Origin of the sequence: Geobacillus sp. JS12, assembly GCF_001592395.1 — a bacterium.
Taxonomy (GTDB): domain Bacteria; phylum Bacillota; class Bacilli; order Bacillales; family Anoxybacillaceae; genus Geobacillus; species Geobacillus zalihae.
Genome location: NZ_CP014749.1, coordinates 1264897 through 1288543, shown reverse-complemented (window position 1 = coordinate 1288543; position 23647 = coordinate 1264897). Strand labels below are relative to the sequence as shown.

General features: G+C 56.5%; 19 protein-coding genes, 1 tRNA gene, 9 pseudogenes and 1 riboswitch. Of the genes and pseudogenes, 23 read left to right on the top strand and 6 right to left on the bottom strand.

Annotation, left to right across the window (positions count from 1 at the left end; translation table 11 throughout):
- Positions 1-15: 15 nt before the first annotated feature.
- The 3 genes and pseudogenes from A0V43_RS06390 to A0V43_RS20890 all read right to left on the bottom strand — a co-directional run.
- Positions 16-459: a GNAT family N-acetyltransferase gene (locus A0V43_RS06390; RefSeq protein WP_063192661.1), complete on the bottom strand. Its 444-nt coding sequence runs from the start codon at positions 457-459 to the stop codon at positions 16-18.
- A gap of 114 nt (positions 460-573) precedes the next feature.
- On the bottom strand, positions 574-1455 hold the full coding sequence (locus A0V43_RS06385) for a glycerophosphodiester phosphodiesterase family protein (protein WP_206501587.1): 882 nt from the start codon (positions 1453-1455) through the stop codon (positions 574-576).
- Positions 1456-1481: 26 nt separating this feature from the next.
- Positions 1482-1676 (bottom strand): annotated as a pseudogene (locus tag A0V43_RS20890) (IS1634 family transposase); the annotation flags it as partial.
- A gap of 227 nt (positions 1677-1903) precedes the next feature.
- Here A0V43_RS20890 and A0V43_RS06375 point away from each other — a divergent pair.
- The 21 genes and pseudogenes from A0V43_RS06375 to cobO all read left to right on the top strand — a co-directional run bounded on the left by A0V43_RS06375 (position 1904) and on the right by cobO (position 20728).
- A tRNA-Gln gene (locus A0V43_RS06375) sits at positions 1904-1975 on the top strand.
- A gap of 236 nt (positions 1976-2211) precedes the next feature.
- Positions 2212-2696, top strand: a pseudogene (gene rraA, locus A0V43_RS06370) (ribonuclease E activity regulator RraA).
- A gap of 58 nt (positions 2697-2754) precedes the next feature.
- A riboswitch (cobalamin riboswitch) is annotated at positions 2755-2948 on the top strand.
- Between the two features lie 184 nt (positions 2949-3132).
- Positions 3133-3531, top strand: a complete 399-nt coding sequence (locus A0V43_RS06365; protein WP_063192658.1) for a (2Fe-2S) ferredoxin domain-containing protein — start codon at positions 3133-3135, stop codon at positions 3529-3531.
- A pseudogene (locus tag A0V43_RS06360) lies at positions 3532-4274 on the top strand (energy-coupling factor ABC transporter permease).
- A gap of 4 nt (positions 4275-4278) precedes the next feature.
- A complete protein-coding gene (locus tag A0V43_RS06355; RefSeq protein ID WP_033025440.1) occupies positions 4279-4572 on the top strand; it encodes an energy-coupling factor ABC transporter substrate-binding protein in 294 nt (97 codons plus the stop codon).
- A complete protein-coding gene (locus tag A0V43_RS06350; protein WP_033025438.1) occupies positions 4556-5281 on the top strand; it encodes an energy-coupling factor transporter transmembrane component T family protein in 726 nt (241 codons plus the stop codon). The genes A0V43_RS06355 and A0V43_RS06350 overlap by 17 nt, the downstream gene beginning before the upstream one ends.
- Positions 5278-6075: an energy-coupling factor ABC transporter ATP-binding protein gene (locus tag A0V43_RS06345; protein ID WP_033025435.1), complete on the top strand. Its 798-nt coding sequence runs from the start codon at positions 5278-5280 to the stop codon at positions 6073-6075. Before A0V43_RS06350 ends, A0V43_RS06345 begins: the two co-directional genes overlap by 4 nt.
- A 64-nt stretch (positions 6076-6139) precedes the next feature.
- A complete protein-coding gene (gene cobJ, locus A0V43_RS06340) occupies positions 6140-7921 on the top strand; it encodes a precorrin-3B C(17)-methyltransferase (protein ID WP_063192657.1) in 1782 nt (593 codons plus the stop codon).
- Positions 7922-7956: 35 nt separating this feature from the next.
- Positions 7957-8787 carry a sirohydrochlorin chelatase gene (locus tag A0V43_RS06335; protein ID WP_063192656.1) on the top strand — a complete coding sequence of 277 codons (831 nt, stop codon included), beginning with the start codon at positions 7957-7959 and terminating at the stop codon, positions 8785-8787.
- Positions 8788-8808: 21 nt separating this feature from the next.
- Positions 8809-9585: a precorrin-6A reductase gene (gene cobK / locus A0V43_RS06330; protein ID WP_063192655.1), complete on the top strand. Its 777-nt coding sequence runs from the start codon at positions 8809-8811 to the stop codon at positions 9583-9585.
- A 158-nt stretch (positions 9586-9743) separates the two neighbouring features.
- The gene (locus tag A0V43_RS06325) at positions 9744-10391 is read left to right on the top strand and encodes a precorrin-8X methylmutase (protein WP_014195898.1); all 648 of its coding nucleotides are present in this window, start codon (positions 9744-9746) and stop codon (positions 10389-10391) included.
- 6 nt (positions 10392-10397) lie between these two features.
- Positions 10398-11137: pseudogene (locus tag A0V43_RS06320) on the top strand (cobalt-precorrin-5B (C(1))-methyltransferase); the annotation flags it as partial.
- Between the two features lie 343 nt (positions 11138-11480).
- Positions 11481-12685 (top strand): annotated as a pseudogene (cbiE, locus tag A0V43_RS06315) (precorrin-6y C5,15-methyltransferase (decarboxylating) subunit CbiE).
- Positions 12682-13383, top strand: coding sequence for a precorrin-2 C(20)-methyltransferase (gene cobI, locus A0V43_RS06310; protein WP_033025426.1), 702 nt, complete (start codon positions 12682-12684; stop codon positions 13381-13383). The pseudogene cbiE and the gene cobI overlap by 4 nt, the downstream one beginning before the upstream one ends.
- Positions 13380-14144, top strand: a pseudogene (gene cobM, locus A0V43_RS06305) (precorrin-4 C(11)-methyltransferase); the annotation flags it as partial. The gene cobI and the pseudogene cobM, both read left to right, overlap by 4 nt.
- Before the next feature lie 9 nt (positions 14145-14153).
- Positions 14154-15352: pseudogene (locus A0V43_RS06300) on the top strand (cobalt-precorrin 5A hydrolase).
- Positions 15298-16665 carry a cobyrinic acid a,c-diamide synthase CobB gene (locus tag A0V43_RS06295; RefSeq protein WP_063192654.1) on the top strand — a complete coding sequence of 456 codons (1368 nt, stop codon included), beginning with the start codon at positions 15298-15300 and terminating at the stop codon, positions 16663-16665. The pseudogene A0V43_RS06300 and the gene A0V43_RS06295 overlap by 55 nt, the downstream one beginning before the upstream one ends.
- Positions 16658-18160, top strand: a complete 1503-nt coding sequence (locus A0V43_RS06290) for a cobyric acid synthase (protein WP_063192653.1) — start codon at positions 16658-16660, stop codon at positions 18158-18160. The genes A0V43_RS06295 and A0V43_RS06290 overlap by 8 nt, the downstream gene beginning before the upstream one ends.
- Positions 18161-18377: 217 nt before the next feature.
- Positions 18378-19436, top strand: coding sequence for a nicotinate-nucleotide--dimethylbenzimidazole phosphoribosyltransferase (cobT, locus tag A0V43_RS06285; RefSeq protein WP_128577988.1), 1059 nt, complete (start codon positions 18378-18380; stop codon positions 19434-19436).
- A pseudogene (cobA, locus tag A0V43_RS06280) lies at positions 19433-20202 on the top strand (uroporphyrinogen-III C-methyltransferase). The gene cobT and the pseudogene cobA overlap by 4 nt, the downstream one beginning before the upstream one ends.
- Positions 20183-20728 (top strand): cob(I)yrinic acid a,c-diamide adenosyltransferase, encoded by a 546-nt coding sequence (cobO, locus tag A0V43_RS06275; protein ID WP_063192652.1) that lies wholly within the window; start codon positions 20183-20185, stop codon positions 20726-20728. Before cobA ends, cobO begins: the two are co-directional and overlap by 20 nt.
- 234 nt (positions 20729-20962) lie before the next feature.
- Here the strand turns inward: cobO and A0V43_RS19735 are convergent, their stop codons facing one another.
- The 3 genes from A0V43_RS19735 to metA form a co-directional block, all read right to left on the bottom strand.
- Positions 20963-21112, bottom strand: coding sequence for a hypothetical protein (locus A0V43_RS19735; RefSeq protein WP_011231282.1), 150 nt, complete (start codon positions 21110-21112; stop codon positions 20963-20965).
- Positions 21113-21296: 184 nt separating this feature from the next.
- Entirely contained in the window at positions 21297-21395 is a 99-nt protein-coding gene (locus tag A0V43_RS18760; RefSeq protein WP_011231280.1) for a YjcZ family sporulation protein, read from the bottom strand.
- Positions 21396-21562: 167 nt separating this feature from the next.
- Complete coding sequence (gene metA / locus A0V43_RS06270; RefSeq protein WP_011231279.1) at positions 21563-22471, bottom strand: homoserine O-acetyltransferase MetA; 909 nt, start codon at positions 22469-22471, stop codon at positions 21563-21565.
- Positions 22472-22589: 118 nt separating this feature from the next.
- Between metA and A0V43_RS06265 the strand changes: the two genes are divergently transcribed.
- Positions 22590-23105: a hypothetical protein gene (locus tag A0V43_RS06265; RefSeq protein ID WP_033006157.1), complete on the top strand. Its 516-nt coding sequence runs from the start codon at positions 22590-22592 to the stop codon at positions 23103-23105.
- Positions 23106-23165: 60 nt separating this feature from the next.
- Positions 23166-23641, top strand: a pseudogene (locus tag A0V43_RS06260) (glutathione peroxidase).
- Positions 23642-23647: the final 6 nt, after the last annotated feature.

The following is a 23647-nucleotide window of genomic DNA, read 5'->3' as shown; positions in this document are numbered from 1 at the left end:
CCCGCCTTTTGCCGTTTATTCCGTGCGCGGCTTTTGAATCCGCTCCATCAACCATTCCGGCTCGCTCGGCGCGGCAAAGCCGAACTGCCTGTACAGTCTGTGCGCGTCTTTGGTCGCGAGCATCACCTTGCGGACAGCGGCGACATCAGGATGGGCGAGCACGCATGATAACAGCCATTTCCCGAGACCTTGCCCGCGGTACGCTTCATCGATGAACACGTCGCAAAGGTAGGCAAATGTTGCTCTGTCGGTGATGGCGCGCGCCAGACCAATTTGCCTGTCGCCGTGAAAAAGGGAAAAGCAAAGCGAATGGTCGAGCGATTTGACAATCGTTTCGCGGCTGCGCCCGTTCGCCCAGTACGAACGGGCGAGGAAGCCAAACACGCGCTCAAGCTGAACGCGGCTGCGGTCCGTCGTGACGGTAAACGGTCCGTTTTGGTAGTCGGCGATCGTCCACATGATCCGGCCTCCTTTTTCACAAATGATACACCGAATCGGATCAAATGGAAACGGTTTTGCTTTTAAACCATAATAATGTTATGTAAACTAAAATCCCGGACGTCTCCCTAAAGGCTAGTCAATGGCAGGTCGGTAGCAGGAAGCGATGCGGGCTGGGCGGTCAGGGTAGTCGGTAAACACACCGTCCACGCCCATGGCGCATAGGCGAGCGAGATCGTGTGGTTCATTGACGGTATAGACGTGAACCATGAGCCCGCGGCCATGGGCGGCGCGCACCCACTCTTCGGTGACGGCTGAGAGCGGCAAGCCGATGCCATCGGCATAGACGGCGATTTGTTGCAGCAGCTCGTCGCCGCCGCTGTGCGCTTCCTTTTCGCCGACCAATTGAATGAGCGGGACGCCGCGCGGGATGAGCGGGCGGAGCGCTTGCAAGCTTTCCGGGTGAAACGATTGGAACATGACGCGGCGCTGTTGCAGGAATCCGTGTTTTTTCAATAGATGGACGACCGCCTCTTCGATGCCGGGCTGTTTCGTTTCGATGTACAACGGGGCTTCCACACGCTCCGCTTTCAGCATCCGAACCACCTCATCAAGCGTCGGAACGCGCTCGCCGGCAAAGCGTGGATCGAACCACGATCCGGCATCCAATTTTTTGAGCTCACGCAATGAAAAATCGCTGACCCGCCATGGCGATCGGTGCGGGTAAACTGTTTCGACATTTGTCGTCCGGGCGAGCGTTGCATCATGCAGGGCAACGAGCTTCCCGTCTTTCGTTGACCGCACATCGACTTCGATATAGTCGGCGTTCATGCGGGCGGCGAGGCGGTAGGATGAGAGCGTATGCTCCGGCGCGTATCCGGACGCGCCGCGGTGGGCGATGACGGCGGTTTTCGGCTGGCTGGATGGCTGCCAGGCAGCTGTGGCCGCTAAGACGATCGGCAGCGATAACCAAAACAATGCGCAAAGATAGAAGCGAAAAACCGTGATCGGGCGCATATACATCTCTCCCCTTCCAGTATCATAGGAGAAAGGAATCGCGAAATGCTTTTGGCCAGATGTTCCAAGACGGCGCGATCCACTTCATCTTCGCGCCCGAACGAATCCATCACCTTCGCTTTCGCCTATTTGGCCTTTGGATCCCATTCATTGTGAGCAAGCTGGAGATAAGCAACGGTTGTTCCATCCTTGTTTTTGCGTGTGACTGGTCGTATGTACATGCCTATATTATAACATATACTTTATTTTTAAAAGAAAAAAATTAATAAATCGCGTGCCTATGAAATCCAGCGTTTTTTCCTAGGATCCACATCACGAAACCCTTGATATAACAGCATTTTGGTCATTTCCATTTGCCTAAAATGACTTCAAAACTGTCGAACTCGGGATTCAGTTTGATGCATAAAGTGCGTTATCATGCCGCATACTGTAAACGACAACAAAACGTTGGGCTATAGCCAAGCGGTAAGGCAACGGACTTTGACTCCGTGATGCGCTGGTTCGAATCCAGCTAGCCCAGCTGAATCGCCGGACGGGGCTCGTTCGTCCCGGCAGCCAAAACGGCTTTCGCCATGTTGTGCGGGGCCGTTTTTTCGTTCGCCGGAAAGCGGGGACGAGAACATCTTTTTATCGTTTTCAGCGGCCCCGCAAGGACACGCATCCGATGCCCGAACAGAAGCAACGCCGCAAAAAATGTGGAGTCGGCAGGATTTTGACGAATGGTGACGAATGAAAAAAACGAAAGGGGAGAGGATCATGAAAACAGCTGATTTATGCGATCAATTTTTAGACGAGTTGCAAGTATGCGAACTGCCGTTCCAATCGTACGGCGGAAAGCGGGCGTTTTCCGGGCCGATCGCGACGGTCGACGTGTTTGAGGACAACGTCCTTGTCCGTGAAGCGCTCGAGACGGTGCCGCCGGGGACGGTGCTCGTGGTTGATGGAAAAGGCTCGCGCCGCGTGGCGCTATTAGGCGACCGGTTGGCGCAAATCGCCTGCGACCGGGGGCTTGCCGGCATCATCATCCACGGCTGCATTCGCGATTCGGCGGAAATCGGCCGCATGCCGCTTGGGGTCATGGCGATCGGCACGTGCCCAGTGAAAAGCAAAAAAGAAGGAAAAGGCGCCCGCGACGTTGTGCTTGAGTTCGGCGGCGTCCGCTGGGAGCCGGGGCATACGTGTACGCAGATGCCGACGGCGTTGTCGTCGCCCGCGAAGATTTGTCGGCAAAAAACGGTTGACGGCCGCCGTCAAGTTGTACTACGATGAAAACGGATGCTTGTTCCATGACAAGATCAATAGGCGAGAAACAAACAAGGTGCCTAAGCCTGCTTAAAGGCTTGGGTGAAAAGGGAAGCCCGGTGAAAGTCCGGCACGGTGCCCGCCACTGTGATGGGGAGCTTTGCGGCAGCAAGTCACTGAAGGATGCTTCGGGAAGACGCCGCCAAGCGATGATCCTAAGTCAGGAGACCTGCCTTGTTTGGATCGGACGGATGCCTACGGGACTATAGGCAGACGTGCGGGAGAATGATGGCTGCATTGGGCCTGTTTGGGCCGTTTACGGCTTTCGTATACATTTTTCTGCACCTCTGCTGTAGAGGTGCTTTTTCTTTTGCCGAAAACCTGCCCGTCTGTCTGCGTCTAAATTCTATCATTCTAGCCAAAAAGGGGGATTCGGTGGCGACATGGGATTTGCGGGGAATGAAGCATCATGTGCTCATTTGCAACGGAGGGACGTGCCTCCGCCATGGCGGGGATGACGTGACAACGGCGGTGCGCGAGGAGATCGCCCGCCTCGGGCTTGACGACGCTGTCCATACAACAAGGACGCGCTGCAACGGACGATGTCAAGACGCGTGCGTGATGATCGTCTATCCACAAGGCGTTTGGTATCGACAGATGACGCCGGAGCGGGCAAAGGAGGTTGTGCGCGCCCATTTGGATGAGGGGCTGCCTCTTTTGGAATGGGCGACGTATGAATACGAAGGCCAATTGGTGTTGACGCCGGCCGGCGAACGGGAGGCGCCAAGCGGAAAACGGAAAACGGAACATGCTGCGAAAGGAGTGAAGGGATAAATGAAGAGAGCGGTTCGATGGAGCGGAATGGCGGCTTTGTTCGTTTCCTATTTTTTGTTGACGAATGAAAATGAAGCGTATGCCATGCATATTATGGAAGGATTTTTGCCTGTCAAATGGGCGCTGTTTTGGTGGCTGCTGTTTTTGCCGTTCTTTGTGTTCGGATTGCGGCGGCTTGTGCATACGCTGAAGCAGCACCCCGAACATAAGCTTCTGATGGCGTTAGCTGGCGCGTTTACATTTGTATTGTCGGCGTTGAAAATTCCATCCGTCACCGGCAGCAGCTCGCATCCGACCGGGATCGGCTTCGGCTCGGTTTTGTTTGGACCATGGGTGATGGTGGTGATCGGCACAGTCGTTCTTCTCTTTCAAGCGCTGCTTCTTGCCCACGGAGGAGTGACGACGCTTGGGGCCAATGCGATGTCGATGGCGATCGTCGGCCCGTTCGTCGCGTACGGAGTGTATCAACTGTGCCGAAAAGGGGCGGTATCCAATCGAGCGGCTTTGTTTCTTGCCGCTTGTTTGTCTGATTTGGCTACATATGTCATGACGTCCCTGCAGCTTGCCTTGGCGTTTCCGTCTCCTGATGGGGAGTCACCGCCTCGTTTTTGAAATTCGCCGGCATTTTTGCCATTACTCAAGTGCCGTTGGCGGTGACGGAAGGCATCATAACGGTAATCGTCTGGAACTGGCTTTCCTCCTATCAAGCTTCTCCGCTGTTCCAAAAGGAAAAGGGGGCGTAATGCGATGAAGAAAAATGGCTTGCTCGTGTTGCTGGCTGCTTTGCTTGTCATCATTCCGCTTTGGTGGGCGCGCGGATCGGAATTCGGTGGAACGGACGATCAGGCGGAAAAAGCCATTCAAACGCTCAACCCGCATTACCGGCCGTGGTTTGAGTCGATCTTCACCCCTCCAGGCGGCGAAGTCGAAACGCTTCTGTTCTCGCTGCAAGCCGCGCTTGGCGCCGGCGTGATCGGCTACGTCGTCGGGTTGTACAAAGGGCGTTCGGAGCGGAAAAACAACCATGATTCGCGAGTTTGACCGTTGGGCGTATGACAACCGGCTGCGGGCATGGCGGGCGGAGTGGAAGCTGATCGTGGCGTTTGTTATGCTTGCCGTTGTCATGATGGGCGGCTGGCGCGAACAATGGCTTGTGCTCATCGGAATGGCGTATTGGATTGTCGCTCGTGCACGAGTGCCGTTTTCCGTGTATGGAAAAGCGATGCTCGCCGCCTCCGTTTTTTTAGGGCTCAGCCTGCTGACGCTCGTTGTGTCCGTGTCGGTTCCTTTTCAAATAACTTTCATCGACAGCCAGCTGCAGCCGGCTGCAAAGCTCGCCGTTCGCTCCCTTGCCGCCTGGTCGTGCTTGTTTTTCCTTCTCATTACGACGCCGGCGCCGGACTTGATTGCGGTGCTGAGGCGAATGCGGCTGCCGGCGGCGCTCGTGGAACTTTGTTTTCTTATGTATCGCTTTATCTTTTTGCTCGAGCAGGCGGCCGCAGAGCTGATGCTGGCATTGCGGGCCCGCAGCGGAGGAACGCATTGGCGGCATGGCGGGATGCTGATGTACCAACTGTGGGTGAAAACGTGGCAGTCGTATGAAGCGTTCAGCCGTTCGCTTGCGGCGCGTGGAGGCGTCGCGTCGGCCGGGCATACGCATCAGCGGGAAAAAGCGCATGTGCCTCTTGTCGATGTTGCGGCCGGCATCATCATGGCTTTGCTGCTTGGGTGGACATGGTGGAAAGGGTGAAAACGTTGCTGCTGCGGATGGAACGAGTGAAATACGCTTATCAAGCAGAACGGTATGTGCTGAATGGGATTGATTGGGAAATTCCAGAGCGAAAAAAATGCGCCTTGATCGGGCCAAACGGCTGCGGCAAAACGACGTTGTTTCTTCATTTGAACGGGCTGCTGCGGGCGCAGGAAGGAGCGGTGTATTGGAAAGGGCGCAACATGTACGAACGCGGCGCCGATTGGGCGCAATGGCGGCGTGAAGTCGGCATCGTCTTCCAAAACCCGGAGCACCAAATCCTCGCCCCGCTCGTGCGTGATGAATTGGCGATCAGCTTAGTCCATGCCGGAATCGATCGAGAAAAAATGGGGGAGGCGCTTGCCGCGATTACGGCGGAATACCATCTTCAATCTTGGCTGGACCGCCCGACCCATCAATTCAGTCTGGGACAGAAAAAATGGCTGACGCTCTGCTGTGCGATGGCGGCCAAACCGGACTTGCTCGTATTGGACGAACCGACCGCCTATTTGGATCAGCATCAGACAAAGCAGTTTCTCAAACAAATTGATGCCATTCACCGAGCGGGGACGACCGTGTTGATCGCCACCCATGACATGGATTTCGTCTGGCAGTGGGCGGATGTCGTCGCGGTCATGCACGAAGGGCGGATCGTGATGCAGGGGGCGCCCGAGGACGTATTCGCCGACCGCCAGCGGCTGCTGGACATTCGCTTGGATGTTCCGCTGTTTGTGCGGCTTTGGCAAGCGTGGCGGCCAGAGGAAAAGATCGTCCCCCGATGTGTTGCGCCGTGAAAGGGACATGAGCGGCGAATGTGGTGTGAAAAATGGGGGCTAGGCGGCAAAAGGAGGGATCATGATGAGCGGCAAATTGCTCATTGTCGGCTTTGGCCCGGGAAGCGTCGACCATATGACGAAACGGGCTCGGGAAGCGATTGAAGAAAGCGACGTCATCATCGGCTACAAAACGTACATCGAACTTGTGCGCGATCTGATTGTCGGAAAGGAAATCATCAGCACCGGCATGACGGAAGAGGTGAGCCGCGCCCAAGCGGCGGTGAAGTGGGCGGAGCGCGGCAAAACGGTCGCCGTCATCTCCAGCGGCGACGCCGGGTTGTACGGCATGGCCGGGCTCGTGTATGAAGTGTTGATTGAAAAAGGGTGGACGAAAGACAGCTCGATTGAAGTCGAGGTCATCCCCGGCATTTCCGCGATCCATTCGTGCGCCGCTTTGCTTGGAGCGCCGATTATGCACGATGCCTGTACGATCAGCTTGAGCGACCATTTGACGCCGTGGGAGCTGATTGAAAAGCGGATTGACGCCGCGGCGGCGGCCGATTTTGTCATTGCGTTGTACAATCCGAAAAGCGGGCGGCGCACTCGGCAGATTGTGGAGGCGCAACGCATCCTGCTCCGCCATCGTGCGCCGACAACGCCCGTTGGACTCGTGAAAAGTGCGTACCGCGAACGGCAGCATATCGTCCTCACCGACTTGGCGCATATGCTGGACCATGAAATCGGCATGTTGACGACGGTGATTATCGGCAACTCAACGACATTCGTCCATGACGGCGTGATGATCACGCCGCGCGGCTACCAGCGCAAGTATCAACTAGCAGCCGCCGTCCAGCCGCTCAAGCCGCATGAGCGGCTGCGCAAAGAGGCGGAGCCATGGGCGCTCGACCAGACGAAGCCGCTGAGAGAGCCGGATGAAGGGAACGGAGGAGCGCTTCAGCCGTTTGCTACAGCTGCCTCCGCTTTCGACGACGAGAAAGACCGTGGTTTTGCCGCCGTTGCGGTTTTGCCGCCAGCTGTGGACGCGGCGGCGAAGGAAGCTGGATTGGCACCGGCAGCTTCCGCTTTTCCGCTGCCGGAGGAGCCATTCGCCCAAATGGAAAACCGGCCGTCATCCACTCTGTTGCATCGGGTGAGAGAAACAGCGGAGGACGCGCTTGCAGCATTGGAAAGAAGAACGACAAAGAAGGCGTCCGCCGTGCTGTTCGAAGCGGCAGTGAGCCCAGGGGTGGCCAACAAGCAGTTCACCCCGGAACAGCTCATCGCGCTCGCCGAAGCGGTCGGACCGGACGGGAAAATGACGTACACGCCGGATCATTATATCAAAATCGAGCGGGTGACAGAGAATCCAAAAGGGCTTGTCGATCGGCTCGCTGCTGTCGGACTGATGGTGATGCCGGTTGGTGATGTGCTGACGGTGAAGGCATGCGACTTTTGCGATGGAGAGAAAAAAGACGCGATTCCATATGCCGAGGAATTGGCGCGGCGATTTGGCGGCATGGCGCTGCCGAAAGAGTTGAAGCTTGGCATCAACGGCTGCGGCATGGCATGCTACGGCGCGGTGCGCGAAGACATCGGGCTTGTGTACCGGAAAGGGAAATTTGACTTGTTTTTAGGCGGAAAAACGGTCGGCCGCAACGCCCATCCTGGTCAGCTCGTTGCGGAAGGCATCCCGCCGGAAGAGATGGTGGCCATTGTGGCGGACATCATTGAACAGTACAAAGAACATGCTCATCCGAACGAACGATTTCATAAATTTTTTGCCCGTGTGAAACAAATCGGCCGCTTTTCGTATGAGGAGGCCAAGACAGCGGCGAAGATCGAAACGCCGGCATGCGGTGAGTAACCTCGGATGGAGCGATATAAGAGAGGAGAACGAACATGAGAGCCATTTTGTTTGTCGGCCATGGAAGCCGCGACCCGGAAGGAAATGAGCAAGTACAGCAGTTTGTCGACCGCCTGCGGCCGCGTCTTTCTGCTTCTTTCCATGTTGAAACGAGTTTTCTAGAGTTTGGCCGCCCATCGATCAGCGAAGGAATCGCGCGGTGCGTTGAGGCCGGAGCGGCGGAAGTGGCGGTCATTCCGCTCATTTTATTGCCGGCTGGGCATTCGAAGCTGCACATCCCGGCGGAAATCGATGACGCGAAAAAACGCTATCCGCACATCACGTTTCGATATGGACGGCCGATCGGTGTTCACGAAGAGACGTTTGCGATTTTAAAAGAGAGATTGCAAGAAATCGGCGAGCGGCCGGAAGAGCCGGACGACGGAACAGCGGTCATTTTGCTTGGCCGCGGCGGGAGCGATCCGGATGCGAACAGCGACTTGTATAAAATCGCCCGCCTCTTTTGGGAACAGACCGGCTATGCGCTCATCGAGCCGGCGTTTATGGGCGTGACGACGCCGTCGCTTGATGATGCTGTCCGCCGCTGTCTCATGCTCGGAGCTAGGCGGATCATTGTTCTTCCGTATTTTTTATTCACCGGCATCCTGATTAAGCGGCTTGAGCAGCAAGTGGCGCAATACCAAGCTGAGCACTCGCATATCTCGTTTGCGCTTGCCGGCTATTTTGGATTTCATCCGAAGCTTGAGGAGATCGTGCTTGACCGCCTGCAAGAAGTGCTCGATCAAACGGTGGCGATGAACTGCGATGTCTGTCAATACCGGCTGCACGTTTCTCACCATCATCATCACCATCACCATCATCACTAAAAAACAAAAAGGGGAGCGCTGATGATTTTGATGTTGGCAGGGACGAGCGATGCCCGCGAATTGGCGGTGATGATCCAACAAGCCGGCTATAACGTAACCGCGACGGTCGTCACCGATCACGCGGCCGAACAGCTCCGATCGGCCGGCATTCGCGCCTATGTCGGCCGCTTGGATGCGTCCCAGCTTGCCGATCTGGCCAAAGCCGAGGGGGCCAAAGCGATTGTGGACGCGAGCCATCCATTTGCTGAAGAGGCGTCAAAAAACGCCATGCAAGCGGCAGCAGACGCCGGGTTGCCCTACATTCGCTACGAGCGGCAGGCGTCTTCGTTTTCATCCGAGAAGGTGACATTTGTCGACAGCTATGAAGAAGCGGCTGACTTGGCGGCGGAAAAAGGCGGCGTCGTGATGCTGACGACCGGCAGCAAAACGATCGACATTTTCGCCGCCCGGCTTCTCGGGCGCCCAAACGTGAAGGTGATCGCCCGGATGCTCCCGCGAAAAGACAATTTGGACAAATGCGAGCGTCTTGGGTTTTCCCAAGAGCAGATCGTCATGATGCAAGGGCCGTTTACGAAAGAGCTCGATCGGGCGCTATACCGCCATTTCGGCGTCACGGTCGTCGTCACGAAAGAAAGCGGCAAAGTCGGGTTTGTCGATGAGAAAATCGCTGCCGCCGAGGAGCTCGGCATCGAGGTCATCGTCATCCGCCGCCCACGGTTGTCATACGGCATCGTGCATCACGATTTTGCCGGCGTGCTCGATGCGTTGAAGCAACATGCGCCGCTTCCAACCGTGTAAAACGTGTTTTCAGAAAAAACAGCAAAACGTTTTTCGCGCCAATGGCGTCCCATGCGTCTGAGCTTGTTGCCTTCATGCGGGAAGCGAAGCGCACGGATGGAAGGAATGGGCTTCTAGCGGCCGCTCATGCAAGCGATCATGAAGAAAGGAGAATTGTCATGGACTTCCATACAACATTTCGTCCGGCGACGGTGCAGCCGGAACAAATTGAAGCGCGCAGCTTTCAAATCATTGATGAAGAGATCGGCGAGCATTCATTTACGGAAGAACAATACCGAATCGTTCAGCGCGTCATCCATGCATCGGCTGATTTTGAGCTGGGCAAAAGCCTCATTTTCCACCCGGATGCGATCCGCTCAGGCATTGACGCCATTCGCAGCGGCAAGCTCGTCGTCGCCGATGTGCAAATGGTGCAAGCCGGCGTCAATCAAGCGCGGCTTGCGAAGTTCGGCAGCGCGGTGCGCGTCTATATTTCTGATGAAGACGTGATCGCGGAAGCGAAACGGTTGAATACGACGAGGGCGATTGTGGCGATGCGCAAAGCGGTGAAAGAAGCGGAAGGCGGCATTTTTGCCATCGGCAACGCTCCGACAGCATTATTGGAGCTCATTCGCCTCATCAAAGAAGGAGAGGCGCGGCCGGGATTGGTGATCGGCTTGCCGGTCGGATTCGTCTCGGCGGCGGAATCGAAAGAAGAATTGGCGAAGCTCGATGTGCCGTTCATCACCAACCGCGGCCGCAAAGGAGGAAGCACCGTGACTGTCGCCGCCTTGAATGCTTTATCGCTGCTCGCCGAGCGGGCGTGACGAACGATGGAAACGAAAAAAACGCTGCGTGAAGGGTATACGACCGGATCGTGCGCGACAGCGGCCACGAAAGCCGCGCTCACGGCGCTCATCACTGGCCAAGTGCAGGCGGAGGCGACGATCCGGCTTCCGATCGGGCGGGTGGTGACCTTTTCGCTCGCCTCTTGTTCGTTCGATGGCGAAACGGCGACGGCCTCGGTCGTGAAGGATGGCGGCGATGATCCAGATGCGACGCACGGCGCGCTCATCGTTTCCACTGTCTCGTGGACCTCGTCGCCGGGCGTTCATATCGATGGCGGTGAAGGGGTCGGACGCGTCACGAAACCGGGGCTGCCGGTGCCGGTCGGGGAAGCGGCGATCAATCCAGTGCCGCGGCAAATGATCCGCGAAGCAGTCAACGAAGTGCTGACGCAATACGGTCTACATCGCGGGGTGAAGGTCGTCATTTCTGTGCCCGGCGGCGAGGAAATCGCCAAAAAAACGTTGAACCCGAGACTAGGCATCATTGGCGGCATTTCGATTTTGGGGACGCGCGGCATCGTCGTTCCGTTCTCCACCGCCGCCTACCGGGCGAGCATCGTGCAGGCGCTTCAAGTGGCGAAAGCGAACGGCTGCCGCCATGTTGTCATCACGACCGGGGACGGAGCGAGAAATACGCCATGCAAGAATATCCACATTTGCCGGAAGAAGCGTTTATCGAAATGGGCGATTTTGTCGGCTTTACGCTGAAACAATGCAAACGGCTTGGCATCAAGATGGTGTCGATGGTCGGGATGATGGGGAAATTTTCGAAAGTCGCTCAAGGAGTGATGATGGTGCACTCGAAAAGCGCCCCGGTCGACTTTGGCTTTTTGGCTGCCATCGCCGAGCAGGCAGGTGCTGGTCCAGAACTGGTGGCTGCGGTGCGCGGCGCGAATACGGCGGCGCAAGTGGGCGACATGATGCAAGAGGCTGGTTGCACGAAGTTTTTCGAGCTGTTGTGCGAAGCGTGCTGCCAGGCGGCGCTTCACGAAGTGGGAGGCGGCCTGACGGTGGCGACGTCCATTTACACCATGAACGGACAACGATTAGGAAAGGCGGTGCAGACCGATGGGGACGATGAAGTTGATCGGTGTCGGTGCTGATGGGCAAGCAAGTCTTCCGGAGCTGTATCGACGCTGGATTGATGAAAGCGAGTTGCTTGTCGGCGGCGAACGGCAGCTGGCGATGTTTCCAGAATACAAAGGAGAAACGATGGTCATCCGCCGCGGACTGGCGGAGCTGGTGGAGCGGCTCCGCCATGAGACGCGCAACACGGTCGTGCTTGCTTCCGGCGATCCGCTCTTTTACGGCATCGGCAGCTATTTGGCCGGCAAATTGCCGATCGACGTGTATCCGGCCGTCAGCTCGGTGCAATGGGCGTTTGCGAAAATGGGCGAGTCTTGGCAAGACGCGGCGTTTGTCAGCGTCCATGGCCGGCCGCTCACCGGCTTGGCTCAGCGGATCGACGGGCGGCGCAAAGTCGCCATCTTAACCGATGAGACGAACTCGCCGGCCGCCATCGCCCGCTATTTGCTCGAGTACGGCATGACGGAATATGAGGCGTTTGTCGGCGAGGAGCTCGGCGGGCCGAACGAGCGATGCCGGTTTTTCAAGCTAGAAGAAATGGCAGAAACCGAGTTTCTTCCATTAAATATAGTCATTTTGCGGCAAACCGCTCCCGGTCCGGTTTGGCCGCTCGGCATTGACGATGATGAATTTTTCCAACGCAAGCCGGACAAAGGGCTGATTACAAAGAAAGAAATTCGCGTCTTAAGCGTAAGCGCCTTGCGCTTGCGCCCGGACAGCGTCGTCTGGGACATTGGGACGTGCACCGGTTCGGTGGCGATTGAAGCGGCGAAAATCGCCCGCGACGGGCGGTGTTTGCGATTGAAAAAAATGAATACGACCTTGAGATCTGCCGGCAAAACTTGCGCAAATTCCGCGTTGACATCACGCTTGTGCACGGCAGGGCGCCCGATCGGCTCGACGAATTTGCCGACCCGGACGCCATCTTTATCGGTGGCACGTCAGGGGCGATGGCGCCATTGCTGGATGTGTGCTGCCGCCGCTTGAAACGAAACGGGCGCATCGTCATCAACGCGGCAACGGTTGAGACGCTTGCTGAGGCGGCTCGGGAGTTGCGCAGCCGTGGTTTTCATGTTGACATCACGCTCGCGCAAGTGTCGCGAAGCAAGCCCATTTTAGAGTTGACGCGCTTTGAGGCGCTCAATCCGGTGTATATCATGACAGCCAAGCGGGAGGGAGACGAATGACCGGCACGTTGTACGGCATCGGTGTTGGCCCGGGCGATCCGGAGCTCATGACGGTGAAAGCATACCGCCGCCTAAAAGAAGCGGATGTCATCGCCTATCCAAAAAAAGGGCGGCAAAGCAAAAGCTATGCGGAACAAATTATTGATGCGTATTTTGCGCCAGAGGAAAAACGGCGGCTCGGCCTGCATTTTCCGATGACAAAAGACCGAGCCGTGCTGGAGCCGAAGTGGAACGAGGCGGCGGACGCCATTTGGGCGGAGCTGTCGGCCGGGCGCGATGTCGCGTTTGTGACCGAAGGCGATCCGCTGTTGTACAGCACGTTCATTCATTTGATGCACGTGATGGAGCGCCGCTATCCGGAAGCGCCGATTGAAGTCGTCCCCGGCGTCAGTTCGGCCAACGCTGCTGCCGCTAGGCTTCGTCTGCCGCTGGCGGATGGTGATGAAACTGTGGCGATCGTGCCCGCCCGCGACGATGTTGAGGCGATGAAAGCAGTGCTTCTTCGTCACGATTGCGTTGTCTTTTTTAAAGTGGCGAAAGTGATCGATTTGCTGGTTCGTCTGTTGCGGGAACTCGATTTGCTTCATCGCGCCGCTGTTGTGACGAAAGTGACGTCCGGTGAGGAAGTCGTGTGGAAGGTCGAGGAGCTCGACGGAGCGGAGCTCGAATATTTGACATTGATGGTGGTGAGAAAGTGAAGCTGTATATCGTAGGAGCGGGGCCGGGAGCGCCGGATTTGATCACGGTTCGCGGCGCCGAGCTTCTCGCTGCTGCCGACGCCATTTTTTACACAGACTCGCTAGTGAGCGCGGAATTGATCGAGCGCTACCGGAAGCCGGAAGCGGAGGTGTTTCATACGGCCGGCATGCATTTGGAGCAAATGGTGGCGATGATGGCCGACAAGGTGAGACAAGGCCGGCTCGTCGTGCGCGTCCATACCGGTGATCCATCGATTTACGGGGCGACGCTCGAGCAAATCGCCTTGTTGAAAGAAGAAGGAATTGAAGTGGAAATCGTCCCCGGCGTCAGTTCGGCGTTTGCCGCTGCGGCCGCCGTGCAGGCGGAGCTCACCGTTCCGGAATTGACGCAGACGGTCATTTTCACCCGCGCCGAGGGGCGGACGCCGATGCCGCCGCGTGAGAAATTGCAGGAGCTGGCGCAGCATCATTGCACGCTCGTTCTTTTTTTAAGCGCGACGCTTGCCAAAAAAGTAAGCGCGGCGCTCCTTGAAGCGGGCTGGAGCGGTGATACGCCTGTCGCGATCGTCTATAAGGCGACATGGCCGGATGAAGTTGTGATTCGTTCCACCGTTGCCACAATGGCTGACGATATGCGGCGCCATGGTGTGACGAAACACGCGATCATGTTGGCCGGTTGGGCGCTCGATCCCCATATTCATGAGCGCGGCTACCGTTCGAAGCTGTACGACCGCACGTTTACGCACGGATATCGAAAGGGGAGAAGTAAGGTGGGGGCTGCTGCCGCGAACAACGAAAGACACGGCGCCTATGCTGTCGTGGCCATTACGAAACACGGGGTCGAGATCGCCCGACGCCTTGGAGGCGCTCTTGCGGGAGCGGACGTTTATTATACGGATAAATTCGCCCGCGGCGATGAAGCCAAGCACGGGATCCGCTTGTTTTCCGGCAACGTCAGGGCCTTGTTGCCGGAGTTGTTCGCCCGCTATGACGGACTCATTTGCATCATTTCGCTCGGCGCTGTCGTGCGGATGATCGCTCCGCTGTTAAAAGACAAAAAGACCGATCCTGCGGTCGTGGTGATCGATGATAAGGCTGAACATGTGATCAGTGTTCTTTCCGGCCATTTGGGCGGAGCGAACGAACTGACGCGGCGTGTGGCCGCCATATTGGGCGCCCGCCCGGTCATTACGACCGCTTCTGACGTGCAGCAGACGATCGCCGTCGATCTGTTCGGTCGCCAGTTCGGCTGGGAATGGGAATCGGCCGACAAGCTGACACCGGTGAGCGCCGCGGTCGTGAATGAAGAGCCGGTGGCGATCGTGCAAGAGTCGGGGAACCCGATTGGTGGCCGGAGGGCCGGACGCTGCCGAAAAACATCACCGTGTACGGCTCAATCGCGGAAGCGCTCGCTGCCCGCCCGACGGCGGCGCTTGTGGTCACTCACCGGCTGCTTGCGCCGGAAGAAGAAGCGATTTTGCAAAACGGCGTCTTGTATCGCCCGAAAGTGATCGCCCTTGGCATCGGCTGCAACCGCGGCACATCGGCTGACGAAATCGAAGCGGTCATCCATGAGACGCTCAATGAGCTGCGCTTTTCGATGAAAAGCGTCAAAGCGGTGTGCACCATTGACTTGAAAAAGGATGAACAAGGCCTTTTGGAGGTAGTCAACAAATATCGATGGGAATTGGTTGCGTATACGCCGGAAGAGCTAAACACGGTGTCCATCGAAGCGCCGTCGGAGACCGTGTTCCGCTACACCGGCGCCTACGGGGTGAGCGAGCCCGCGGCGAAATTGTACAGCGGGGCCGATCGGCTGGCGCTGGTGAAAAAGAAGTCCGGCAATGTGACGATTTCCGTGGCGCTCATCGATCATCAAAAGAAAGCGACCATGCAGGGAAAGGGGAAAGAGGCATGCGACGGCTTGTCATCGCCGCACCGGGAAGCGGCGCCGGCAAAACGACTGTGACGCTTGGGTTGATGGCGGCCATGAGGCAGCAAGGATATACGGTGCAAGGGTTTAAATGCGGTCCGGACTACATCGACCCGACTTACCATACGGCTGTGACCGGCCGGCCGGCGCGCAACTTGGACAGCTGGATGGCCGGCCGTGCGAACGTGCGCCAAATGTTGGCGAACGGCTGCCAAGGAGCGGATCTCGCCATCATCGAGGGGGTGATGGGGCTGTTTGACGGCAAGCAGCCGCTGTCTGATGAAGGATCGACAGCCGATATTGCGGCATTGACGGAAAGCCCGGTGCTGCTTGTCATTGACGCCGCTGGCATGGCCCGCAGCGCCGCCGCCATCGTCCGCGGATTTCAAACGTTTCACCCGGATGTCCGCATCGCCGGCGTATTTGCCAACCGCGTCGGCAGCGAAGGGCATTTCCGGCTGATTGAGGCGGCCATCGAGCAAATGTGCGGCATCCCGGCGGTCGGTTATTTGCCAAAAGACGAGGCTCTGACGTTGCCCGAGCGGCATTTAGGGCTCGTACCGTCGGTGGAGCGCGGCGAATTGGATGCTTTTTTTGCCGCCCTTGGGGAAAAAGTAGCGGAAACAGTCGATTGGGAGGCGCTGCTTCAAATCGCCGAGTCCGCTCCGCCTCTGGAGGCGCCTGCGCCGCTTGTCCAGCCAAGCCGGACGTATCCGGTTCGCATCGCGGTGGCGAAGGATGCCGCCTTCCACTTTTACTATCCAGAAAACTTGGAGATATTGGCCGCCTATGGCGCGGAACTTGTTTATTTCTCCCCGCTCGCCGGCGAGCCGCTTCCGGATGGGGTGAACGGATTGTATATCGGCGGCGGGTTTCCGGAAGAGTTTGCCGCCGAGCTCGCCAGGCAAGCCGCGGTCAAACAGTCGATCCGCGCCGCCATCGAACACGGGTTGCCGACGTTGGCCGAATGCGGCGGGTTTATGTTTCTCACCGAACAGCTTGTTGCGACGGACGGTGCGGCCTATGAGATGGCGGGCGTCATCCCGGGGAAGGTCGTGATGAAGACGAAGCTCGCGGCGCTTGGGTATCGCGAAGTGCGCGGGCGGAAAGGGAATTTTCTATTGCCGGAAGGAGAAACAGCGCGCGGGCATGAATTTCACTATTCCGTGTACGAACCGCGGGGCGAGGTGCCGTTTGCCTACGAAACGAGCGGCCGGAAAGGAACAAAGCCTGACGGTTATTTGGCGCACCGGCTTGTCGCCGGCTATGTCCATTTTCATTTCGCGTCCGCCCCGGCGATGGTTGAGCGGTGGCTCGCCGAATGCGAGAAGGTGACCATCAATGGCTAAGGCGCTGCCGATTATGTTTCAAGGCACCCATTCTGATGCCGGCAAAAGCGTCATCGCCACCGCGTTTTGCCGCATGTTCGCCCAAGACGGCTGGAAGACGGCGCCGTTCAAGTCGCAAAACATGTCGTTAAACTCCTACGTGACGCCGGACGGAAACGAAATCGGGCGGGCGCAAGGAATTCAGGCCGAAGCGGCCGGAGTGGCGGCGCGCGCCGAGATGAATCCGATTTTGATTAAGCCAAGCCGCGAGCATGAATCGCAAATCGTTGTGCTTGGCAAACCGTACGGCAATATGCAGGCGTTCGCTTACCGGAACGAGTTTTTCCACCAAGGGCTGGCCGTCATCCGTCAGTCGCTCGAAACGTTGATGAACGAGTATGACCGGATTGTCATTGAAGGAGCGGGAAGCCCGGCGGAAGTAAACTTAAACGACCGCGAGCTCGTCAACATGCGCATCGCCCGTCTCGCCAACGCCCCGGTCGTGTTGATCGGCGATATTGAGCGGGGCGGGGTGTTCGCGAGCCTCGTTGGAACGCTGTCGCTGCTTGAGCCTGAGGACCGAAAGCGGGTCATTGGGGTCATCATTAACAAGTTTCGCGGCGATGTGGCGCTGCTTAAGCCGGGGCTTGATTGGTTTGAGCAGCACACCGGCGTGCCGGTGCTTGGCGTCGTTCCCTATTTGCCTGATTTGGCGATCGATGCTGAAGATTCGCTGTCGCTTGAGCGGTTTGCTTCATCTGTCGGGGGAGAGGAAGCGATTGATGTCGCGGTCATCCGCTGTCCGAAAATCGCCAATTTCACCGACATCGACCCGCTTTTGGCCGAACCGGACTGCCGCGTCCGGTTGGTCACGCACGCCGATGAGCTTGGCGCGCCGGATGTGATCGTGCTTCCCGGCAGCAAAAACACGATCGAAGACTTGATTTATATGAAGAAAAGAGGACTCGCTTCCCGCATTGTGTCGCTTGTCAATGAAGGAAAAGCGAGAGTCGTCGGCTTATGCGGCGGCTACCAAATGCTTGGCGCCGTCATCCGCGATCCGTATGGAGTCGAGACGCCGCTCCCGGAAGTAAAAGGGCTTGGTTTGCTGCCGATTGAAACGACGCTTGAGCGGACGAAAATCACGATCCGTTCCGAAGGAGTGCTTACATGGGGCGGAGAGCGATTTGCCGTGCAAGGATACGAGATTCATATGGGCCGCTCGGCGCCGCTTCCTGGCTATGCGCCGCTTATTGAGGCGGACGGCCGTCATGAAGGGGCGAAGCACAGTGATGAGCGGGTGCTGGGCACGTACATGCACGATTTGTTTCATAACGATGCGTTCCGCACCGCTTTTTTGAACGTTATTCGCCGCGAAAAGGGAGCTCCGTTGCACGGCGCTGTATCGTTTCACACCCGTAAGGAAGCGATGTTTGACCGGCTTGCCGCCCATGTCCGCGAGCATGTCGACGTCGGACGGATCGAACAGATGATGCGTCAATTTCAGCGGCTGTGATCGATATGGAAAATGGTGGTGCGGAGGAACGGCCGATATGGCCCGTTTTTTCCGAGCGATTGGCTCGGTTTAGGGGCTGCGAATTCCTCCTGTAAAGCGGGGCGTCCGGCCTCCCTCTGCGCTAAATCGTGACGGGGAAAGCTGCTTTTTCGCCCCTCAATCATAGACGAGAAAGGAGGAAGCGCCTATTCCCGCTTGATGGGGATATGGTGCGCCCATGATGAATGTTTCCATCCCACCGATCCGCCGTGAAATGGTGGAACAAGCGCGTGATTACATCAATCAGCTGACGAAACCGCCCGGCAGCCTCGGCCGTCTTGAAGAAGTGGCGGCTGCGCTTGCCGGCATGACCGGGGAGCTGCTTCCACGCGTCACTCCGCCCGGAGTGCTCGTGTTTGCGGCCGACCATGGCGTCACGGAAGAAGGGGTGTCTGCTTATCCGGCCGAAGTGACGGCGCAAATGGTGTACAACTTTGCCAACGGCGGAGCGGCGATCAACGCCTTCAGCCGGCAAATCGGCGCGTTGCTTCAGGTGATTGATGTCGGTGTCGCCGTGCCGATTGCTGATGAGCGCGTCATTCAGAAAAAGGTGCGCCCGGGAACGAACAATTTCGCCCAAACGGAAGCGATGACGCCGTCCGAGGCTGAACAGGCGCTTCATGTCGGTTACGAACAGGCGGCGTCCATCATTGAACAAGGCGTCCGCACGCTCATTGTCGGCGAAATGGGCATCGGCAATACGACCGCCGCGAGCGCCTTATTGGCCACGTTGACCGATGAGCCGCTTGAGCGCATCGTTGGCAAAGGAAGCGGCATTAAGGAGGAAATGCTTGCCCATAAACAGGACGTGATCCGACGGGCGCTCTTGCTTCATCGACCGGATCCGGCGAAGCCGCTTGAATGGCTTTCGAAAATCGGCGGGTTGGAGATCGCTGCTATGGCCGGGGCGATGCTGGCAGCCGCCGAACGGCGCATCCCGATTTTGCTTGACGGTTTTATTTGCACGGTGGCTGCCCTTGTGGCCCGCCAGTTTGCCGTGAACGTCACAGACTATATGATTGCCGGCCATCGTTCCGAAGAGCCGGGGCACAGTATAGCCCTTCGTTTGCTAGAGAAGGAGCCGCTTTTGGATCTCGGCATGCGCCTTGGCGAAGGAAGCGGCGCGGCGGTAGCGTTTCCGCTCTTGGTGTCCGCAACGGCGATGGTGAACGAAATGGCGACATTCGCTTCGGCAGGCGTTTCCACCGCTGATGCGAAAGGAGAGAACGGGAAATGACCATCGGCAAAGTGTATTTAGTCGGCGCCGGGCCGGGCGATGAAAAGCTCATCACGGTTTACGGCCGCGAATGCCTAGAGCGGGCGGATGTCATTATTTACGACCGGCTCATCAATCGGAAGCTGCTGCGCTACGCGAAGCCGGACGCTGAGCTTCTTTACTGCGGCAAAGAGCCGGGAAAACATGACACGGTTCAAGAACAAATTCATGAGCTGCTCGTTTGGCATGCGCAACAAGGAAAAACGGTCGTCCGCTTAAAAGGCGGCGATCCGTGCATTTTTGGCCGCGTTGGTGAAGAGGCGGAAGTGTTGGCGAAAGCCGGAATTCCGTTTGAAATCGTTCCAGGGGTGACATCCGGCATTGCTGTGCCGGCGTACGCCGGCATTCCGGTCACCCACCGTGATTACGCCGCCTCGGTGGCGATCGTCAGCGGGCATCGGAGTGAGCGGATCGATTGGGAGGCGCTGACTCGAGGATGCGATACGATCATTGTCTACATGGGAGCGGCCAATTTGCCGGATATTTGCGGCCGGTTGATGGCGGCCGGAAAGCCGTCGGATACGCCGGCGGCCATCATTGAATGGGGACGACCGAGCGGCAGCGCACGGTGGCGGCGACGCTTTCGACGCTGTCAGACGAGGCGGAACAGGCGGGCATTTCCCATCCTGCCATCATCATCATCGGCGATGTCGTTCGTCTGCGTGAGACGCTCCAATGGTTTCCGGAGCGGCAAGGGGGCGTGGTCGATGCCGACGCCTCGTCATAGCGGGCGTGTCATCGTTTATACGGGCGACGGAAAAGGAAAAACGACGGCCGCATTGGGGCTTGCCCTGCGTGCCGTTGGCCGGGGAATGAACGTCGCGATTTTGCAGTTTGTGAAATCGCCGGAACGGACATACGGCGAGCAGTTGGCCCTAGAGCGCCTTGGCGTCGACGTCCGTCAGCTCGGCGCCGGCTTCACATGGACGAAAACGCCGGACATCCACCGCGAAGCATTGAAGCGTGCCTGGGCGGTGGCCAAAGAATATGTGTATTCCGGACGGTATGACATGATTGTGCTCGATGAACTGAACAATGTGTTGGCCATTGACCGCTTTCCCATTGAAGATATCGTATCAGTCGGCGAGGTGCTCGAGCTGATCCGCACGCGCCCGCCGTCGCTCCATCTTGTCATCACGGGGCGCGCGGCGCGCCCGGAGCTGATGGCGGCTGCCGATATCGTGACGGAAATGAAGCTCATCAAGCATGACTATGAACAAGGAAGAACCGCGATGAAAGGGATTGAATTTTAGAAGCAAAAAGAGGCTGTCTCAAAAGGTTGGTTTTCTTTCGATAAAGTACAATATATGGTTTTCGGACAGCATTTTGCGCGTATATATACAGTAATAAGCAAAGGGGCTGACCCAAAAGGGTAATTTTCTTTAACAAAACACAACATATTGTTTCTTAATGATTGTTTTATACCTATATACGGTAATGAGAAAGGGTGTCTCGATCCTTTTGGGACACCCTCTTCTTTTTGTGGGTTAGGCATTTTCATCGGTTTTGTCATTTTGGATTTTGTTTTGCCGCCGTCCTTTGCTGTTATCGCCGGAAACCGGGCCGCGAAGCAAGGCCATCGGATCTTGCGTTGGCGCGTTTTGATTGCGGCTGCCGTTGTTTGGGCGTTTCGTCATGAGCTCCACCTCCTTTGGCTGCTGTTGTCATACGTTTAGCATGGACGATGCCTTCATTCCTATGCATGGTTGTCTACAGCCCAGCATAAAAAAGCGGGAAGCGTTCGTGTTCCCGCTTTCCCGCTGCAAGCCGGCCGGATGCTGGCAAACACGGCGGCCGGATGAAGGCAATCAGTGATTTCGGTTAGTAGGCATATCCGCCCAAGCAGGCACATCCAACAATAATCAACAAAATAAACAGAACGACAATCAACGCAAAGCTGTTTCCATGCCAAGCGCCCATCATGTTCACCTCCTGGTGGAATCTATCGTATTGTATGTCAAAAAAACGAAAAGAACAGGGCGATTGTCGAAACACGAAAACAATCGGCCAAAATGAGAAAAACGCCTTGCATATGTTTCAGCAAGGCGTTTTTTCGGGATGGTTCAACATGATTGCATATATTGATTTCATTCCCATTCATAAGGCGTTTCTTGATACACGTAATAGTTCAGCCAGTTGACAAACAGCAAGTTGGCATGCGAGCGCCATGTGTTCAGCGGTGGCTGGCTTGGGTCATCATTGGGAAAGTATGATTCCGGGATGTGAATCGGCAGCCCTTTCGCCAAGTCGCGTTCATATTCTTCTTTGAGCGTTGTCGCATCATATTCTGGATGGCCCGTTAAGAAAATGCGGCGCCCGTCGTTCGATGCGACGAGGCAAACGCCGGCTTTGTCAGACATGGACAAAATGGTGAGATCCGGCACTTTTTCGATGTCTTCGCGCTTGACGTCTGTATGGCGGGAGTGCGGCATGCGGAACACATCGTCAAAACCGCGCAATAGTTTTACGTTTTTCACTTCCACCGTATGGTTGAACACACCGAAGCATTTTTCCGGCAATGGGTATTTCGGAATGCCGTAGTGATAGTATAAGCCAGCTTGTGCCCCCCAACAAATGTGCAACGTTGACGTGACGTTCGTTTTCGTCCATTCCATAATTTCCGTCAATTCTCCCCAATAGTTGACCTCTTCAAACGGCATTTGCTCGACCGGCGCTCCGGTGATGATCATCCCGTCGAACTTGCGATGGCGAATGTGCGGGAAAATCGTGTAAAATTGTTCTAAATGATGTTTGCTTGTCGTTTTCGGCTCATGGGTCGCCGGGCGCAAAAAGGTGACGTTCACTTGCAGCGGCGAGTTGCCAAGCAGCCGCAGCAACTGTGTCTCTGCTTTTTCTTTTTCGGGCATCAAGTTTAAAATGATGATGTTGAGCGGACGGATGTCTTGCGAATACGCCCGTTCTTCGTCCATCACGAAAATGTTTTCTTGTTCGAGTATTTCTTTCGCCGGCAAGTCTTTTGGAATGTTGATTGGCAATGGTGTCCCCTCCGTTTCTGTCTCGTTACTAAATACCTTAATTATAAAAACTTTGTCAACATTCTTCAATTGATTTTTTGACCTTAAAACAGCTTGTGAACAAAAAGGGGAATCCCGATTGGATCCGACCGCCTTTGACAATTTAAAAACGGTGTTGGAAGGAGCGATATATGACGCGGACTTGCAAGGGCGCATTGCCGTGGTCGATCGCCGCGACCTTGTCGATTTGGCTCGTTTGTTCCGGGAGTACGCCATTTCATTTCGGCTGAATGATGCGCCCGATCCGCTCGTCGTCTGCACCGCGCGGCTTTCGCTTGATTTTGCTGAGCTGGTCAATGAGCGGCTCTATCACGGCCGGGCCGGCTGCCGGCTCGCTCTTCTGTTTACCCTTCCGGTTCGCCGCTCGTCCGTTTGTGCGCTCATTGAAGGAACGCTGCGGACGATTTGGGGCAAGGAGCGAATCATCCGGCAAACGCTCCGCTTTCCGTTTCCGCATGAACACGGCCCGTATGAAAATGAAGCCGTGGTCGAATTTGCACGCCTCATTTATGAGGAAAACGCCGCCGATTTGCCGGAGATGGTGCCGTATATGGTTTCATCACTTGAACAATTGCAGCTGTTCGCCGGGCAGTAGTGGCGCAAAAAGTGGAAACAAACGGTGAAATCCGCTATGATAGGGATGAGGTGAAAAATCATGAGTGTATATGAATTCAGCGCCAAAACCATTCACGGAGAGGAACAACCGCTTTCCGTCTATCGAGGCAACGTGCTGTTGATTGTCAACACGGCGAGCCGATGCGGCTTCACCCCGCAGTATAAAGAACTGCAGGAGCTGTATGACGAATATCGCGATCGCGGGTTTGTTGTGCTCGGCTTTCCGTGCAACCAGTTCGGCGGCCAAGAGCCGGGGACGGAAGAGGAAATTGAGCAATTTTGCCAGTTGAATTACGGTGTGACGTTCCCGCTGTTTGCGAAAGTGGATGTGAATGGCGATAACGCCCATCCGCTGTTTCAATATTTGAAAGAAGAGGCGCCGGGGCATTGGGAACAAAGGCGATCAAATGGAATTTCACGAAGTTTTTAGTCGACCGCAACGGCAAGGTTGTTGCTCGTTTCGCACCGCAAACAAAGCCAAGCGAGCTGAGAAGGGAAATTGAAAAGCTGCTGTAAGGCAAG

Bases quoted from the DNA above. Each gene is read 5' to 3' on its own strand.
- cobK (WP_063192655.1), top strand. From the start codon at position 8,809: ATGATTTTGATGTTGGCAGGGACGAGCGATGCCCGCGAATTGGCGGTG.
- A0V43_RS06350 (WP_033025438.1), top strand. From the start codon at position 4,556: ATGATTCGCGAGTTTGACCGTTGGGCGTATGACAACCGGCTGCGGGCA.
- A0V43_RS06295 (WP_063192654.1), top strand. From the start codon at position 15,298: ATGCGACGGCTTGTCATCGCCGCACCGGGAAGCGGCGCCGGCAAAACG.
- A0V43_RS06335 (WP_063192656.1), top strand. From the start codon at position 7,957: ATGAGAGCCATTTTGTTTGTCGGCCATGGAAGCCGCGACCCGGAAGGA.
- cobO (WP_063192652.1), top strand. From the start codon at position 20,183: ATGCCGACGCCTCGTCATAGCGGGCGTGTCATCGTTTATACGGGCGAC.
- A0V43_RS06385 (WP_206501587.1), bottom strand. From the start codon at position 1,455: ATGCGCCCGATCACGGTTTTTCGCTTCTATCTTTGCGCATTGTTTTGG.
- cobJ (WP_063192657.1), top strand. From the start codon at position 6,140: ATGAGCGGCAAATTGCTCATTGTCGGCTTTGGCCCGGGAAGCGTCGAC.
- A0V43_RS06290 (WP_063192653.1), top strand. From the start codon at position 16,658: ATGGCTAAGGCGCTGCCGATTATGTTTCAAGGCACCCATTCTGATGCC.
- A0V43_RS19735 (WP_011231282.1), bottom strand. From the start codon at position 21,112: ATGACGAAACGCCCAAACAACGGCAGCCGCAATCAAAACGCGCCAACG.
- A0V43_RS18760 (WP_011231280.1), bottom strand. From the start codon at position 21,395: ATGGGCGCTTGGCATGGAAACAGCTTTGCGTTGATTGTCGTTCTGTTT.
- A0V43_RS06325 (WP_014195898.1), top strand. From the start codon at position 9,744: ATGGACTTCCATACAACATTTCGTCCGGCGACGGTGCAGCCGGAACAA.
- A0V43_RS06355 (WP_033025440.1), top strand. From the start codon at position 4,279: ATGAAGAAAAATGGCTTGCTCGTGTTGCTGGCTGCTTTGCTTGTCATC.
- cobT (WP_128577988.1), top strand. From the start codon at position 18,378: ATGATGAATGTTTCCATCCCACCGATCCGCCGTGAAATGGTGGAACAA.
- cobI (WP_033025426.1), top strand. From the start codon at position 12,682: ATGACCGGCACGTTGTACGGCATCGGTGTTGGCCCGGGCGATCCGGAG.
- A0V43_RS06390 (WP_063192661.1), bottom strand. From the start codon at position 459: ATGTGGACGATCGCCGACTACCAAAACGGACCGTTTACCGTCACGACG.